Here is a 15952-nt window from a genome sequence, read left to right as displayed (position 1 = left end):
CGCCCGACGATCCGACCCGATCGACAAGGAGTCCCCCGATGACCACCCCCACCACCCCGACCGCCACCGGCGGGCGACCGACCGGAGCCGCCCTCTTCGCCATGGGATCGTGGCTGCGACGCGGGACCGCGAGCGCCGACGCCCGACAGATCTTCCTCGAGGGCGGGCGCGAGGCCGACGAGTTCTACCGCCAACGCCACCACTACGACAAAGTCGTGAGGTCGACGCATGGCGTCAACTGCACGGGCTCGTGCTCGTGGCAGGTCTACGTCAAGGACGGGCTCATCACCTGGGAGTCCCAGGCGACCGACTACCCCTCAACCGGCCCCGACATGCCGGACTACGAGCCGCGCGGCTGCCCCCGCGGCGCCGCCTTCTCCTGGTACGAGTACTCGCCGACCCGCATCAAGCATCCCTACGCGCGCGGTGTCCTCGTCGACATGTACCGGGAGGCGAAGGCCCGCCTCGGCGACCCGGTCCTCGCATGGGGGGACGTCGTGTCGGACCCGGAGAAGGCGAGGGCGTATAAGTCCCAGCGCGGACGCGGCGGCATGATCCGCGTTTCCTGGGAAGAGGCGATCGAGATGCTCGCGGCCGCCTACGTGTGGACGGTGAAGACCTGGGGGCCCGACCGCTGCGCCGGGTTCACCGTCATCCCCGCGATGTCGATGGTCTCCTACGGAGCGGGCGCCCGCTTCCACCAGCTCATCGGCGGCACGATGCTGAGCTTCTACGACTGGTACGCGGACCTTCCGCCGGCCTCGCCGCAGGTGTTCGGCGACCAGACGGACGTCTCCGAGGCGGGCGACTGGTACAACGCCCAGTACCTCGTCATGTGGGGGACGAACCTCCCACTCACCCGCACGCCCGACGCCCACTTTATGACCGAGGCCCGCTATCACGGCCAGAAGGTCGTCGTCGTCTCCCCCGACTACGCGGAAAACACGAAGTTCTCCGACGAGTGGCTTCGCGTCCACCCCGGCACCGATGCCGCCCTCGCAGAGGGCATGGCGCACGTCGTCTTCAAGGAGTTCTACGTCGACCGGCGCGAGGCGATGTTCACCGACTACGTGACGCGATACTCCGACTGCCCCTTCCTCGTCGTGCTCGACGAGGTCGACCCGTCCTCGCTCGGCGGGGTCGTCGGGGCCGAGGGCGCGACCTCGCCCCACCGACCCGGCAAGTTCCTCACAGCCTCGATGATGCCGGAGGGGACGACCCAGCGGAGCGAGCACAACGCGCACCGGCCCCTCGTCATCGAGGCGGACGGGACCGTCAAGGATCCGGGCGGCACGCTCGCCGACCACTACGGCGCCGAGGGCGAGGGGAAGTGGAACCTCGACCTCGAGGGCGTCGAGCCGGTCTTGACGATGATGGACACGGACGAATGGTTGCCCGTCGAGGTCCTCCTCAACCGCTTCGACCTGCCGGCCTCACAGGGGACCGAGTCGGTCGGAGCGGGAGTCGTCCGCCGCGGCGTCCCCGCCCGCCGCATCAACGGGCGCCTCGTCACGACCGTCTTCGACCTCATGCTCGCCCAGCACGCCGTCGAGCGCGAGGGCCTGCCGGGAGCATGGCCGAGCGGCTACGACGATGCCTCCCAGCCAGGCACCCCCGCCTGGCAGGAGACGATCACCGGCGTCCCGGCAGCCGCCTGCGAGCGGATCGGCCGCGAGTTCGCGCTCAACTCGATCGAGTCTGGCGGGCGCTCGATGATCCTCATGGGCGCCGGCACGAACCACTACTTCCACTCCGATCTCATGTACCGCGGCTTCCTCACGCTGACGACGATCTGCGCGTGCGAGGGGAAGAACGGCGGCGGCTGGGCCCACTACGTCGGCCAGGAGAAGGTCCGCCCGATCACCGGCTGGCAGCAGTACGCCCTCGCCCTCGACTGGCAGCGGCCCCCGCGTCAGATGATCGCGACCGGCTGGTACTACATGACGACGAGCCAGTGGCGCTACGACGGCGCCCGCGCCGACGCGATGGCGAACCCGCTCGGGGCAGGCTCTCTCGAGGGGAAGATGATCGCCGACACCCTCGTCGAATCCGCTCAGCGCGGCTGGATGCCGTCCTTCCCCGCCTTCGACCGCTCGCCCCTCGAACTCGGGCGCCAGGCGACGGAGGCGGGCATGGCGCCCGCCGACTACGTCGCGCGCGAGCTCACCGAGGGCCGCTTGAGGTTCGCGGTGACGAACCCCGACTCGCCGGAGAACTTCCCCCGCATCCTCGCGAACTGGCGGACGAATCTCCTCGGGTCCTCCGCGAAGGGCACCGAGTTCTTCCTGAAGCACATGCTCGGCGCCGTCGACCACGTGAACGCCGAGGAGCTCCCCGCCGACCACCGGCCCTCCTCCATCGAGTGGAAGGACGAGGGCGCGACCGGCAAGCTCGACCTCATGTGGGTCGCGGACTTCCGCAACACCTCGACGACCCTTCACTCCGACATCGTCCTGCCGGCCGCGACCTGGTACGAGAAGCACGACCTCTCCTCGACCGACATGCACCCCTTCGTCCACTCCTTCAACGCGGCCGTCAACCCGCCATGGGAGGCGCGCACCGACTTCGAGATCTTCCGATCCCTCGCGACGGTGTTCTCCGAGTTCGCGAAGGACCACCTCGGGACGCAGCTCGACGCCATGTCGATCCCGCTCTTCCACGACTCGCCCGACGAGTACACGCTCGCCAACGGCGTCGTGCCCGAGCGCGACGGCTGGCACCCGGGCGTCGACATGCCGAAGATCATTCCCGTCGAGCGCGACTACACGATGATCGGGACGAAGTTCGAGCGCCTCGGTCCGCTCGCCGAAAAGGCCGGGCTCGCCCAGAAGGGCTTCATGTTCGAGGTCGCTGAGGAGGTCGAGCGCCTCGCGCATCTCAACGGGCGCGCCCCCATGGACGGCCTGCCCGGCGAGGGATCCGCGCTCCTCGACACCGATGTCAAGGCGTGCGACATGGTCCTCGCCCTGTCCGGGACGACGAACGGACGACTCGCCTACACGGGCTTCCAGAACCTCGAGAAGCGGACGGGCACGAAGCTCGCCCATCTCGCAGAGGGCGACGAGGAGAAGCGGATCACCTTCGCCGACACGACGATCCAGCCCCGCTCGGTCATCACCTCGCCCGAGTGGTCGGGCTCGGAGAAGGGCGGGAGGCGCTACTCCGCGTTCTGCCAGAACATCGAGCAGCACCGCCCCTGGCACACGCTCACGGGGCGCCCGCAGTTCTACCTCGACCACGACTGGATCCGGGACCTCGGCGAATCGCTCCCCGTGTTCCGCCCGCCGCTCGACCGCGCCCACATGTACGGCGAGCGACCCGTCGGCCACATCGGCACTTCGCCCGAAGGAACCGCCGAAGTCGCGGTGCGTTACCTCACCGTCCACAACAAGTGGGCGATCCATTCCCAGTACTTCGACAACCCCTACATGCTCACGCTCGGGCGCGGCGGCCAGACGATCTGGATGAGCCCCCAGGATGCGGACAAGATCGGGGTAAGGGACAACGAGTGGGTCGAGGCCTACAACCGCAACGGCCTCGTCACCGCGCGCGCCGTCGTCTCCCACCGGATACCCGAGGGAACGGTCTTCATGCACCACGCCTCCGAACGCATGGTCGGCACCCCACTCACCGAGCGGACCGGCAAACGCGGTGGCATCCACAACTCGCTCACGCGGATCGCGATCAAGCCGACGCACGTCGCCGGGGGCTACGGCCAGATCTCCTTCGCGTTCAATTACTACGGCCCCACCGGCAACCAGCGCGACGAGGTCACGATGATCCGCCGCCGCGACCAGGAGGTGCAGTTCTGATGAAGGTCATGGCACAGATCGCGATGGTGATGAACCTCGACAAGTGCATCGGCTGCCACACGTGCTCGGTCACGTGCAAGCAGGCGTGGACGAACCGCGAGGGCGCCGAGTACATGTGGTTCAACAACGTCGAGACCCGCCCGGGCGTCGGCTACCCGCGCGGCTGGTCGGATCAGGGGACGTGGAAGGGCGGCTGGAGCCGGACGAAGGCGGGCGGGCTGCGCCTCGCACAGGGCGGTCGGCTCGCCACACTCGCGAAGATCTTCCACAACCCGACGATGCCGACGCAGGACGACTACTACGAGCCGTGGACCTACGAGTACGACAAGCTCCTCCAAACCCCGGCGAACCAGACGTCCTCCCCCTCAGCGCGCCCGGTCTCGGCGATCACCGGCGACCCGATTGACACCGTGAAGTGGGGTCCGAACTGGGATGACGACCTCGGCGGCTCGATGGAGACCCTCGACTCCGACCCGGTCCTCAAGGCGATGAGCCTTCAGGTCTCGAAGACCATCGAGGACGCCTACATGTTCTACCTCCCGCGCATTTGCGAGCACTGCCTCAACCCCGCGTGCGTCTCCTCTTGTCCCTCCGGCGCGATGTACAAGCGGACCGAGGACGGGATCGTCCTCGTCGATCAGGACAAGTGCCGCGGTTGGCGCATGTGCGTGTCGGCGTGCCCCTACAAGAAGGTGTATTTCAACCACACGACCGGCAAAGCCGAGAAGTGTACGCTCTGCTACCCGCGCCTCGAGGCAGGACTGCCGACGGTCTGCTCAGAGACCTGCGTCGGCCGCCTCCGCTATCTCGGCGTCCTCCTCTACGACGCCGATCGGGTGACCGAGGCCGCCTCCGTCGAGCACGAGGGGGACCTCTACGACGCGCAGCGCGACATCCTCCTCGATCCCTTCGATCCCGGGGTCGTCGCCGCCGCGAAGGCGAACGGCGTCCCCCACTCATGGATCACGGCCGCCCAGGAGTCGCCCGTCCACAAGCTCATTTCCGTCTACCGTCTCGCCCTCCCGCTCCACCCGGAGTTCCGGACTCTCCCGATGGTGTGGTACGTCCCACCCCTCTCACCGGTCGTCGACGAGGTCACAGCGTCCGGATCGGACGGCGAGGACCACCGGGTCCTACTCTCCGCGATCGCACAGATGCGCATCCCCCTCGAGTACCTCGCCGGCCTCTTCACCGCGGGGAATACCCGCCCCGTCGAGCTCGCTCTGCGTCGCCTCGCCGCGATGCGCTCGTACATGCGCGACCTCCACAACGGGAACCCCGGAAACGAGGAGATCGCGCAGTCCGTCGGGATGACGGGCGACGAGGTCGAGGCCATGTATCGGCTCATGGGGATCGCGAAGTACGACGACCGCTACGTCGTCCCCTCCGCCTCCCCCGAGACGCCCCGAGGGATCGATGACCTCGGGGGCTGCTCCGTCGCCTACGACGTCGAGGCCTTCCACGGGGCGACCCCGACGACCGGGGTGCCACGGCCCGCCGGCGCGACGATGCTTCCGTTCGAGGTCCGCCGATGAGCGCCGCCCTTGGCCTGCCGACCTTCCCGGCCGTCGAGGCGGTCGATGTCGACGACGAGGCGCGCCGCCTCGTACGGATGGCGTGCTCGATCCTCCTCGACTACCCCGAAAACGGCTTCGCGGAGCGCATCCTCGCCGTCCGCGCGATGCTCCCGCGGCTGCCGGAGGCGGTGGCCCGGCTCCTCACAGACTTTTGCGACGCGGCCGACGCGCTCGGCGAGCGCGGCCTCCAGATCGCCTACGTCGACATCTTCGATCAGACGCGCCGCTGCGCCCTCGGGCTCACCTACTACACGCACGGCGACACGCGCTCGCGCGGGCAGGCCCTCATCGGCTTCCGGCGCGCGCTCGCCTCCGCCGGATTCGAGCTCGCCCGCGAGGAGCTCCCCGACCACCTTCCCCTCCTCCTCGAGGCGGCCGCCCTCGACGAGACGGGCATCGCCGAGGACCTCATCGAGGCGAACCGGGAAGGCATCGAGGTCGTCCGCACGGCCCTGCGCTCCTACGGGGCGCCCTGGGCGCGCGTCCTCGACGCCCTCGTCCTCACCCTCCCTGAGCCGAGCCCCGAGGTCGCCGCCGCCTACGCCCGCCTCGTCTCCCAGGGCCCGCCGACGGAGCTCGTCGGCGTCGCCCTCCCCGCCCTCTCCGATTGCCCGATCCCCGTCCAGGAAAGGTGACCATCATGGACCTCGCGCGCACCGCGCTCCTCCCCCTCGAGGGCCGAGGCGCCGCTCTCGGCGTCGGGGACCTCCTCGCCTGGGTGGCCCTCCCCTACCTCGCGATCGTCCTCCTCGTCGTCGGCCTCGTCTGGCGCTACCGGACGGACCAATACGGCTGGACGTCCCGCTCATCGAACTGGAACGAGTCCGCGATCCTCCGCTGGTCCTCGCCGATGTTCCACTTCGGGATCCTCTTCGTCGCCCTCGGCCACGTCCTTGGCCTTGTCGTACCGAAGTCATGGACGCAGGCGGTCGGCATCAGCCAGGAGGCCTACCACCTCATGGCGACGATCCCCGGCTCGCTCGCCGGCCTCGTGACGATCATCGGCCTCGTCGGCCTCCTCTACCGGCGCATGGTCGTGAAGTCCGTGCGGCTCGCGACGACCCGCGCCGACATCGTCACCTACGTCCTCCTCGTCATCCCGATCCTCCTCGGGGCCTTCGCGACGATCTCCACCCAGGTCCTCGGCGGCGCCCACGGCTACGACTACCGGGAGACGATCTCCGTGTGGTTCCGCTCAGTCCTCCTCCTCTCGCCGAGGCCCGAGCTCATGGTCGACGTCCCCCTTGCCTTCCGGCTCCACATCGTCGCCGGGATGCTCCTCTTCTGCGTGTGGCCCTTCACGCGCCTCGTCCACGTCGTCTCCGCCCCGGTCGGCTACCTCACCCGTCCGTCGATCGTCTACCGTTCGCGCGACGCGGCCCGCCCCGTGAGGACCCCGCGCGGTTGGTGAGCGCGCGGACGCGCTGGCACACTGGACGCCGAACGCCCTCACGCCCCCCGGAGAACCCCTCATGACCTCACGCGTCGCCCCGCCCTCACTCGCCGACATCCTCGCGACGATGGCGACGCTCACCTCGGCGCAGCACGCTCTCCTCGAGCGCATCGCCGAGCACGACGCCCCGGCGACCGTCGCCGAGCTCGCCGCGGAGGCCGACCTGCACGTCTCCTCGGTCCGCGAGACCCTCGAGGCCCTCTGCGAGATGGGGCTCGTCACCCGCGAGCAACTCCCCTCCCAAGGACGAGGGCGCCCCGCCCTCGGCTATTCGACGACGACCCCGGCAGACCCCGCCTTCCCGGCCCTCATGCTCACGCAGATGACGGCCGCTGTCCTTGACTGGCTCCGCGTCGGGCTCGACGAGCCGACGCTTTCCGCCCGGGAGATCGGACGGAACTGGGCGGATCGCGCCCTCCGCGAGATGGGGGTCCCCGATCACACCCACGGGGTGCGTGTGCCCGAGGGCTTCATCCTCGCCGACCACATGGGGAAGATCCGGATGTTTCTCTCCGCGCTCGGCTTCGCCGCCCACCCCTCGAAGCGTCGCCCTTGCGCCCTCGTCCTCACGGCTTGCCCCTTCACCGACCCGGCTTCCCCAGACCCGCTCGCCCTCGAGGTACGGCGCGGCCTCGTCGAGCGGGCGCTCGAGAGAACCGCCTCGGGCCTCGCGACCTGGACCTACTCGCCCGACCCCACCGATCCGATACGCGCCGAGGTCGCCCTCGAGGCGATCACCCCGACCGAAGGGACCCCCCTCATGACGACCATCCGCTTCTACGGCGGCGCCGCGGAGGCCGCCGGCACCGACTCCCTCGAGATCAACGCGGCTGCGACCCCCGCGACCCTCGGCGAGCTCCTCGACGGCCTCTCCGCCTCGCGCCCCGCCCTCGCCGGAGTCCTCGACGTCTCAAGCTTCCTCGTCGACCAGCGCCCCGCCGACCGGTCGTGGGCGCTCGCGCCGGGCTCGCGGGTCGACGTCCTCCCGCCCTTCGCCGGAGGCTGACACCCCCTCAACCCGACCGACCCCGACCCTGGAGGACCCATGACCCACACCGTCCGCGCGGTGATCACCGACGAACCCCTCGACGCCGCCGCAATCTGCGCCGCTACCCGCGACGAGCTCTGCGGCGCCGTCGCGTCCTTCGTCGGCGTCGTCCGCAACCACGACGGCGGCGCGGGCGTCGAATCGATCGACTACTCCGCCCACCCGCTCGCCGAGGAGACGCTCCGGGTGATCGCCGAGTCGCTCGCCGACCGCCCCGGCGTCCACCGGATTGAGGCTTGGCACCGAGTCGGGCACCTCGAAATCGGCGACGAGGCAATGGTCGTCGCCGTCGGCGCCGAGCACCGCGCCCAGGCCTTCGGCGCCTGCGAGGCCCTCGTCGAGGAGGTGAAGGCGCGCCTGCCGATCTGGAAGAAGCAGTACCGGACCGACGGCTCGCACGAGTGGTCAGGCCTGCCGTGACGGGCGACCACCGGGTCCGCATCCCCCTGCACGACGCCCCGCTCCCCCTCGTCCCCGAGGATCCGGACTGGGAGCGGTATCGGCGCAACTGGCTCGTCGCCGGCATCGGCGAGGAGGGTCAGGCGCGCATCCGCGCCGCCCGCGTCCTCGTCGTCGGAGCCGGGGGCCTCGGCTCCCCCGTCCTCCTCTACCTCGCCGCCACCGGCATCGGGACCCTCGGCGTCGCCGACCCCGATGTCGTCGAGATCTCCAACCTCCAACGTCAGCTCCTCCACGCGGAGGGCGACGTCGGGGTGCCGAAGCCCGACTCAGCGGCCGCCCACCTCGGCGCGCTCAACTCGGGGATCAGGATCGAGAGCTTCGGGGCCGTCACGCGCGAGTGGCTCGACGCCCACGGCCGCGAGTGGGACCTCGTCCTCGACTGCACGGACACCTTCGCTGCGAAGTACCTTGTCGCCGACTGGTGCGCCGGGGCCGGCATCCCCCTCGTGTGGGGGACGGTCATCGCGATGCACTACCAGGTCTCCGTCTTCTGGTCGAAGGCCCCCTCCCCGGCGCCCTCAACAAGCCTGCGTACCCTCCACCCGCGCCCGCCCGAGCCCGGCGCCACCCCGGCCTCCACGCAGGTCGGCGTCCTCGGCCCGGTCGTCGGACAGGCGGGGACGGCGATGGCGACCGAGGCCCTCAAACTCATCGTCGGCTTCGGCGAACCGCTCCTCGGCCGCGTCCTCGTCGGCAACGCCCTCGCTCAGCGGACCGACGTCCTCGTCTTCGCCCCGTGGGAGGAACGATGAGCGCGCACTCCGGCGGGCACGACCCCGCCCTCGCAATCGACGAGCACCGCGCCCGCATCGAAGCGGCCCTCCCCCGGCTCGCGCCCGTCGAACTCCCCCTCGAGCGATGCCGCGGCCTCGTCCTCGCCGCGCCCGTGCGGGCGCGCGTCCCCGTCCCGGCCTTCACGAACTCCGCGATGGACGGGTTCGCCGTCCGCGCGGCCGACCTCGTCTCGGGGGCTGACGGCGTCGTCGACCTGCCGGTGGCGGGCGACGTCCCCGCCGGCGACTCCCGCGCCAACGTCCTCGCCCCCGGCACCGCGTGGCGGATCATGACGGGCGCCCCCCTGCCGATGGGCGCCGACACCGTCGTCCGTGTCGAGCGGACCGACCACGGCCCCGGGATCGCCATTCCCCCCTCGCGCGTCCGCATCCTCAATCCGGTGGCCGCGGGCGCCGATGTCCGGTGCCGCGGCGAGGCGATCGACGAGGGCGCCCTCGTCTTGCCCGAGGGCGCCCGGCTCGGCGCGGGGGCTCTCGCCGCTGTGGCCGCCGCCGGGGTCGGCTCCCTCCTCGTCCGACGGCGCCCGCGCATCGTCGTCGTCGCCACCGGTTCCGAGCTCGTCGCCCCCGGCGAGCCCCTCGGACCGGGCAGGATCCCCGACTCCAACGGGCCGATGCTCGCCGCCCTCGTCGAGGAGTCCGGCGCCGAGGTCGTCGCCCGTCTCACCGTCCGCGACGATCCCGCCGCGCTCCTCCGCCTCCTCGCCTCTGCCCCCGAGGCGGACCTCATCCTCACGGCCGGCGGGATCTCCCAAGGCGCCTACGAGGTCGTCCGTCTCGCGATCGGCGGGCACGGCGACTTCCACCACGTCGCACAGCAGCCCGGCGGCCCCCAGGGCATCGGGGTCCTCCCCCTCGGCCCCTCGCGGCTCCCGGTCCCCGCGCTCTGCCTTCCGGGCAATCCCGTCTCCGTCTTCGTCTCCTTCCACGTGTACGTCGCGGGCGCCCTCGAGGCGATGGCGGGCCTGCGCCCCGACGCATCCGGCGCCACTGCCCCCCTCCTCGTCCCCGGGGTCGCTGCCGCCGCATGGTCCTCGCCCGCCCGAAAAACACAGTTCGTCCCCGCGCGCGCGGTCGCTGCTGACGAGGGCGCGCTCGAGGTCGCACCGGTGCACGTCCTCGGCTCCGGATCCCACCTCGCCACCGCTCTCGCCAGCGCCTCGCACCTCGCGCTCGTCCCCGAGGACATTGATCGCGTCGCGTCCGGCGACCTCCTCGACCTCATCCCTGTCCTCAGGAATGCGCCGTCCGCCCCCGCCACGCGACGAAGGGAAGCACCATGACCGATCTCACCTTCACCCACCTGGATGAGAAGGGCGCTGCCCGCATGCTCGACGTCACCGGGAAGGCCCCGACAGTCCGCGAGGCGAGCGCCGTCGCCCGCGTCGACTGCTCCCCACTCGTGATGACCGCACTGCGAGAGGGGACCGTCCCCAAGGGCGACGTCCTCGGCGTGGCCCGTATCGCCGGAATCCAGGCCGCCAAGCGCGTACCCGATCTGCTCCCCCTCGCCCACACGATCGGCATTCACGGATGCGCCGTCGAGCTCTCCCTCGAGGAGCATCACGTCCTCATCCGCTCGACCGTGCGAAGCGCCGACCGGACGGGCGTCGAGATGGAGGCTTTGACCTCGGTGACGGTCGCTGCGCTCGCGATCATCGACATGGTGAAGGGCGTCGACCGGTCCGCCCTCATCCGCGAGGCGAAGATCGTCTCGAAGAGCGGCGGACGGTCCGGCACCTGGACCCGACCCGAGGACTGATGCCCGACCGGCTCAGCGGGAGTGGTCCCCTCCCGCGAGCTGATCGAGGAGGTGGGCGACGAGCGGCCCGACGACCGCGACGGCATCCTCCACTCCGCCACGCGACCCCGGCGCGTTGACGATGAGGGCGCCGCGCGCATCCCTGCGCGTCACGCCGACGAGGCCCCGACTGAGCGCCGCGGTTGGCGCGTGGAGTTGTCCGGCGCGGCGCATCGCGTCCTCGAGCCCGGGGATCCTCGTGACGAGGAGCGGCTCGGTCGCCTCGGGCGTCACGTCCCGCGGCGACACGCCGGTCCCCCCGGTCGTGAAGACCACGCGAGCGCCCGCGTCGAGGGCACGTGCGATCGCGAGCCGGATCGCCTCGTCCTCGTCGGGGACACAGTCGAGATCCGCGTCGACGCCGTGGTCCGCGAGGCGGGAGACGGCGAGCGGGCCCGACAGATCGTCCGTCTCGCCGCGGGCGCAGCGGTCCGAGACAGTGATGACGCGCGCGGGGACTCGCTCAGCCGACATCAGTGCCTCGCGGTCCCACGGGATCGGCTCCTGACCGGGATCCCCAGGATCCCACGGTCCGAGATCGCGGGCGCCGCAGCCTTCGCCGTCTGCGTCCGGCTGCGCTTGGGGAACGGCGAGACCGCGGGGTGCTCGGCCGAAGAGTCCGACGGCGTCGCAGGAGCAAGGAGAGAATCAGGAGAGGCGTGAGTGGAGTCGGCGACTCGCTCCTTCCCCTCGGTTGGGCGCGCGGCCCCGGCCTCGTCGGCCCAGGAGGACACGCGCTCGAAGGTCGGCGCGACGACGGGCTCGGCCGCGAGGGCGGAACGCCCGCTCGGCTCGGACGAGGACTCGCGCCTGCCCTCGAAGAAGGCCTTGAGCTGGACCGTCGCCTCAGAGGCGAGGACCCCGCCGATGACCTCGACACGGTGATTCATCCGCGAATCATGCAGGACATCGCGCAGCGAACCGGCAGCGCCGGCCTTCGGATCCCACGCGCCGAAGACGACGCGGTCCACGCGCGCAGCGAGCGCAGCACCCGCGCACATCGTGCAGGGCTCAAGAGTGACCACCAGAGTGCACCCCACGAGATTCCAGCGCTTGAGGGTGCGACCGGCCTCGCGCAGGGCGTTGATCTCCGCATGGCCGCAGGGGTCGTGCTCGCCCTCGCGCGTGTTCCACCCGGTACCGACGACCCGACCCAGCGGATCGACGACGACGGCCCCCACCGGGACGTCGCCCGACTCCCTCGCACGGTTGGCTAAGAAGAGCGCGCGGCTCATCGCATCTCGATAACGCTTCATGGCTGTCACAGACCCAAGAGTAGCGGCCCCGGGCGTGTAAGAGGGAGGGGGGACGCGGTAGCCTTGGAGCATGCGCCTTCACGTTGCTGACCACCCGCTCATCGCCCACAAGCTCACCGTCCTGCGGGACCGGAACACCCCTTCCGCGACCTTCCGCCAGCTCGTCGACGAACTCGTCACGCTCCTCGCCTACGAGGCGACCCGTCACGTGTCCGTCACCGAACGGGCCATCAACACCCCGGTCGCCCCGACGATCGGCCGCAAGCTCTCCGAGCCGCGCCCGATCGTCGTACCGGTCCTGCGCGCGGGCCTCGGCATGCTCGAAGGAATGACCCGCCTGCTCCCGACCGCCGAAGTCGGCTTCCTCGGCATGCGCCGCGATGAGGACACCCTCGAGATCGAAACCTACGCGAACCGTTTGCCCGACGATCTGTCCGGCCGCCAGTGCTTCATCCTGGACCCGATGCTCGCCACCGGCCACACGATGGTCGCCGCGACGAACTACCTGCTCGAACGCGGAGCGAAGGACGTCACCTGCGTGTGCCTGCTCGCCGCCCCGGAGGGTCTGAAGGTCCTCGAGGAGTTCATCGGCGAGCGCGCCGAGGTCTCGGTCGTCGTGGCCGCCGTCGACGATCACCTCAACGAGAAGTCGTACATCGTCCCCGGCCTGGGTGACGCGGGCGATCGCCTCTACGGGATCGTCGACTGACCGCTGTTCGCGCCATGCGGGCCGTCTTCCTTCGGGAGGGCGGCCCGCACTGCGCGTCGGATCGTCGCCGATGGTCGTCCGGGCGGACGGGGGCGGTGCGCCGTGGGGCGGCGAGGGCGGGGCGGCGAGCCCGGATCGGGCCCCGGCCGACCCGTCACTCGGCGAGCAGGGACCTCACTCGCCGGACATGGCCGCCGCCGACGCGAGATTCGTCGCGGCGACCGGCGACATGAGGACCCGGCCCGTGCCGCGGAAGACGTTGACCAGGCCCTCGCCCGACGCCATCGAGCCGATGAGTGAACGGCCCGAGCGCTCGACCGTGAATTGCAGGCTCGGCGACCACGCCACCGCCAGCGGGCCGTCGATGTGGAGCTCATCCTCGTTGAGATCGACGGCGATGAGTTCGGCAGCGGGAACAGCGGACTCGAGGGCGACGACGCCGGAGCCGAACAGGCCGAGGTTGAAGAGCCCCTCCCCGCCGCCGACGGCCGAGGACAAGTTGGAACGGGCGATGAGCTTGTGCTCGACACCCGCATCGCAGGCGAGGAACATCCCGTCCTCGACGACGACTCCGCCGCCCCACTGGGCAAGGTCCTGCAGGAGGATGTGCCGCGTCGTCGGCTCCAGCACGACGAGGCCCGTGCCGGAATACTCGGGCTTGATCGCGGATTCGCCGGTCACCGCTCCCCGGAACATCTTGCCGATGAAGTCGCCCGCGCCTTTGACTCCGGTGTTCGCGGACACGCGCCCGGCCGTCCATTGCATCGCCCCGGCTTGAACCATCACCGCGCCGCCCTGCAGTCCGATGACCAGCTGCTTGCGGCGCACATTCATCTGGGATTCGAAGAAGGCGCGCTGCGCGCTCGCGGTATCGACCGAGAGATCCTTCGCGTACTCGATGACCGAGAACGCGCCGATCTGGGCGATGGTCGTGATGTCGTCGTTATCGGTGAAGTTGTGGATCTGGAAGGTCATGAGGGTCCTTTGTCTCGATGGCCCGGACGGGTTCCGCCATTCATCCTAGAGCCCGCGGGCAGGACCGGTATCGGCGCCGGGCGCGGGAAGGGGCCGAGCCGTCCTCCTCATTCGACCGGCCGGGCCGGATCGGTGATCCAATCGCTCCACGAACCCGCGTACAGTGCGGCCCCCTCGAGGGCTCCGCTCGCCTCAGCGGCGAGGATGACGTGACTCGCCTGGATGCCCGAACCGCAGTAGACGCCCACTTCCCCGGCTTCGAGCGCGCCAACGCTCTCGAATCGGTCCACGAGCTCCTCCGAGTCGAGGAATCGCCCGGATTCATCAACGAGGGACAGGGCGGGGAGGGAACGCGCACCCGGGATGTGCCCGGCAACGGGGTCGACCGTCTCGTCCTCCCCGCGGAATCGATTGGCCGGTCGTGCATCGAGGAGCACGCCCGACGCGCTGATGCGCGCCGCGCCCTGCGCATCGATCAGGGGGCGGTGCCCGGCAGCGGCGCGGAAGTCGCCGGGGACGGCGTCGACCTGCCCGGTGTGGACCGGGTAGCAGGCGTCCCGCCAGGCCTTCCACCCGCCGTCGAGGACGCGGACATCCGTGTGCCCCGCCCAGGTGAGGAGCCACCAGGCGCGAGCGGCGGCGATTGAGAACCAGTCGTCGTAGACGACGACCGGACGCTCGTCGCTCACCCCCGCCAGGCGCATGGCGGCTTGGAAGGCATCGAGGTCCGGAATGGGGTGGCGTCCCGTTCGCCCCGGTTGATGCGGTGCGGCGAGCGCCTCATCCAGCGATACGTAGACGGCTCCCGGGATGTGCCCCGCGAGGTACTGGGCCCGTCCATCGACGTGTGATCCCGGGCCCGGGTAGCGGACGTCGAGGATGACGGGTGAATGCGGACCGCCCGAAGCGGCGGGGCGCTTCGAGGAGTCGATGAGCACGGGAATCGACCCCGTGACGGGGAATTCCTCGGGGTCGAGGTCGAGCAGGGCGACGAGGACCTCGACGGAGAGGAGGGGTGAGCTCGAAATGGCCATGGCCACACAGTACCCGTCGCCCCGTTTCTTCTCGGCGGATGTCACGACCTGGGACTCGACGGCTTCCGGAACGCAGCGGTGGGGCCCGCGCTGCGCGCGGGCCCCACCGGGAGTCCGATCGGGCTCGTCAACCGAGCCCTCGTCGATCAGAACGCGGGGATGACGGAACCGTCGGCCCAGGTGTCCTCGATGAACTTCTTGACCTCATCGGAGTGGAGGAGCTCCTCGAGCTTGGCGATCGCCTCGCCCTTCTCGGTCTTGGTCGGCCACACGAGGACGTTCACAGCCGGGTTGTTCTCGGGCGACTCGACGACCAGCGCGTCCTTCGCCTGGGAAAGGCCGCCCTCCTGGGCGAAGTTGCCGTTGATGACGGCGATGTCGACGTCGTCGAGGGAGCGGACGAGCTGCGGGCCCTCGACCTCGGTGAAGGTGAAGTCCTTGAGGATCTTCACGTTGTTGACGTTCGCCTCCTGGCCGTCGCTCGGGAGCTCGACGAGGCCGTTGTCCGCGAGGAGCTTGAGGGCGCGGGCCTGGTTCGTCACATCGGAGATGATGCCCACTTTCGCGCCGGCGGGCAGCTCATCGAGGGACTTGATCTTGTTGGAGTAGACCGCGAGGGGCTCGAGGTGGACGCCCTTGCCGGGGGTGAAGTCGAAGCCGTTCTCGGCCTCCTGGGCATCGAGGTAGGGCACGGTCTGGAAGAAGTTCGCGTCGAGGTCGCCGTCGTTGAGGGCGGTGTTCGGGAGGATGTAGTCCGTGTACTCGACGACCTCGAGGTTGAGGCCCGCGTCGGCGGCGAGATTGTCCTGGATGTACTGGAGGATCTTCGCGTGCGGCGAGGGCGAGGCGCCGACCTTGAGATCGACGAGCGCCGAGGACGACGCGTCGGAGGAGGTCGCGGAATCGGCGCCGGAGTTCGAGGAGGAACCGCAGGCCGCGAGGCCGAGGGACAGGATGGCCGCGGCGGAGGCGGCGACGATGGTGCGGATGGAACGCATGGTGGGTCTCTTTTCTGTGAGGGCCCTCCGACG

At 70.3% G+C, this 15952-nt stretch carries 15 protein-coding genes; 10 read left to right on the top strand and 5 right to left on the bottom strand.

Translation table 11 applies throughout. The features are described 5' to 3' along the window. Positions 1–38 precede the first annotated feature (38 nt). The 9 genes from HD592_RS01905 (at position 39) to moaC (ending at position 10908) form a co-directional block, all read left to right on the top strand. A complete protein-coding gene (locus tag HD592_RS01905; protein ID WP_184451486.1) occupies positions 39–3812 on the top strand; it encodes a nitrate reductase subunit alpha in 3774 nt (1257 codons plus the stop codon). Next, the gene (gene narH / locus HD592_RS01900) at positions 3812–5347 is read left to right on the top strand and encodes a nitrate reductase subunit beta (protein ID WP_184451485.1); all 1536 of its coding nucleotides are present in this window, start codon (positions 3812–3814) and stop codon (positions 5345–5347) included. The genes HD592_RS01905 and narH overlap by 1 nt, the downstream gene beginning before the upstream one ends. After that, positions 5344–6024, top strand: coding sequence for a nitrate reductase molybdenum cofactor assembly chaperone (narJ, locus tag HD592_RS01895; protein WP_184451484.1), 681 nt, complete (start codon positions 5344–5346; stop codon positions 6022–6024). Before narH ends, narJ begins: the two co-directional genes overlap by 4 nt. A 5-nt stretch (positions 6025–6029) precedes the next feature. After that, on the top strand, positions 6030–6800 hold the full coding sequence (gene narI / locus HD592_RS01890) for a respiratory nitrate reductase subunit gamma (RefSeq protein ID WP_184454337.1): 771 nt from the start codon (positions 6030–6032) through the stop codon (positions 6798–6800). A gap of 61 nt (positions 6801–6861) precedes the next feature. Beyond that, positions 6862–7848 carry a MoaD/ThiS family protein gene (locus tag HD592_RS01885; RefSeq protein ID WP_246429962.1) on the top strand — a complete coding sequence of 329 codons (987 nt, stop codon included), beginning with the start codon at positions 6862–6864 and terminating at the stop codon, positions 7846–7848. A gap of 39 nt (positions 7849–7887) precedes the next feature. Then, complete coding sequence (locus tag HD592_RS01880; protein WP_184451483.1) at positions 7888–8310, top strand: molybdenum cofactor biosynthesis protein MoaE; 423 nt, start codon at positions 7888–7890, stop codon at positions 8308–8310. Further along, positions 8307–9104: a HesA/MoeB/ThiF family protein gene (locus tag HD592_RS01875; protein WP_320657966.1), complete on the top strand. Its 798-nt coding sequence runs from the start codon at positions 8307–8309 to the stop codon at positions 9102–9104. The genes HD592_RS01880 and HD592_RS01875 overlap by 4 nt, the downstream gene beginning before the upstream one ends. Beyond that, the gene (locus HD592_RS01870) at positions 9101–10429 is read left to right on the top strand and encodes a molybdopterin molybdotransferase MoeA (protein ID WP_184451481.1); all 1329 of its coding nucleotides are present in this window, start codon (positions 9101–9103) and stop codon (positions 10427–10429) included. The genes HD592_RS01875 and HD592_RS01870 overlap by 4 nt, the downstream gene beginning before the upstream one ends. Next, positions 10426–10908: a cyclic pyranopterin monophosphate synthase MoaC gene (moaC, locus tag HD592_RS01865; protein ID WP_184451480.1), complete on the top strand. Its 483-nt coding sequence runs from the start codon at positions 10426–10428 to the stop codon at positions 10906–10908. The genes HD592_RS01870 and moaC overlap by 4 nt, the downstream gene beginning before the upstream one ends. A gap of 12 nt (positions 10909–10920) precedes the next feature. On the opposite strand, the gene HD592_RS01860 is transcribed toward moaC, so the two are convergent. Further along, the gene (locus tag HD592_RS01860) at positions 10921–11421 is read right to left on the bottom strand and encodes a MogA/MoaB family molybdenum cofactor biosynthesis protein (RefSeq protein WP_184451479.1); all 501 of its coding nucleotides are present in this window, start codon (positions 11419–11421) and stop codon (positions 10921–10923) included. Continuing rightward, on the bottom strand, positions 11421–12182 hold the full coding sequence (tadA, locus tag HD592_RS01855) for a tRNA adenosine(34) deaminase TadA (protein WP_246429961.1): 762 nt from the start codon (positions 12180–12182) through the stop codon (positions 11421–11423). The genes HD592_RS01860 and tadA overlap by 1 nt, the downstream gene beginning before the upstream one ends. A gap of 91 nt (positions 12183–12273) precedes the next feature. Between tadA and upp the strand changes: the two genes are divergently transcribed. After that, positions 12274–12912 carry a uracil phosphoribosyltransferase gene (gene upp / locus HD592_RS01850; protein WP_184451478.1) on the top strand — a complete coding sequence of 213 codons (639 nt, stop codon included), beginning with the start codon at positions 12274–12276 and terminating at the stop codon, positions 12910–12912. Positions 12913–13086: 174 nt separating this feature from the next. Here the strand turns inward: upp and HD592_RS01845 are convergent, their stop codons facing one another. From HD592_RS01845 to HD592_RS01835, 3 genes are all read right to left on the bottom strand, one after another. Beyond that, positions 13087–13887: an AIM24 family protein gene (locus HD592_RS01845; protein ID WP_184451477.1), complete on the bottom strand. Its 801-nt coding sequence runs from the start codon at positions 13885–13887 to the stop codon at positions 13087–13089. A gap of 107 nt (positions 13888–13994) precedes the next feature. Next, on the bottom strand, positions 13995–14921 hold the full coding sequence (locus HD592_RS01840) for a sulfurtransferase (protein ID WP_184451476.1): 927 nt from the start codon (positions 14919–14921) through the stop codon (positions 13995–13997). A 146-nt stretch (positions 14922–15067) separates the two neighbouring features. After that, positions 15068–15919: a MetQ/NlpA family ABC transporter substrate-binding protein gene (locus HD592_RS01835; protein WP_184451475.1), complete on the bottom strand. Its 852-nt coding sequence runs from the start codon at positions 15917–15919 to the stop codon at positions 15068–15070. Positions 15920–15952: the final 33 nt, after the last annotated feature.

This window comes from Schaalia hyovaginalis (assembly GCF_014208035.1).
Classification (GTDB): Bacteria; Actinomycetota; Actinomycetes; order Actinomycetales; family Actinomycetaceae; genus Pauljensenia; species Pauljensenia hyovaginalis.
The sequence above is the reverse complement of the archived record's forward strand: the minus strand, read 5'-3'. Positions and strand labels throughout refer to the sequence as shown.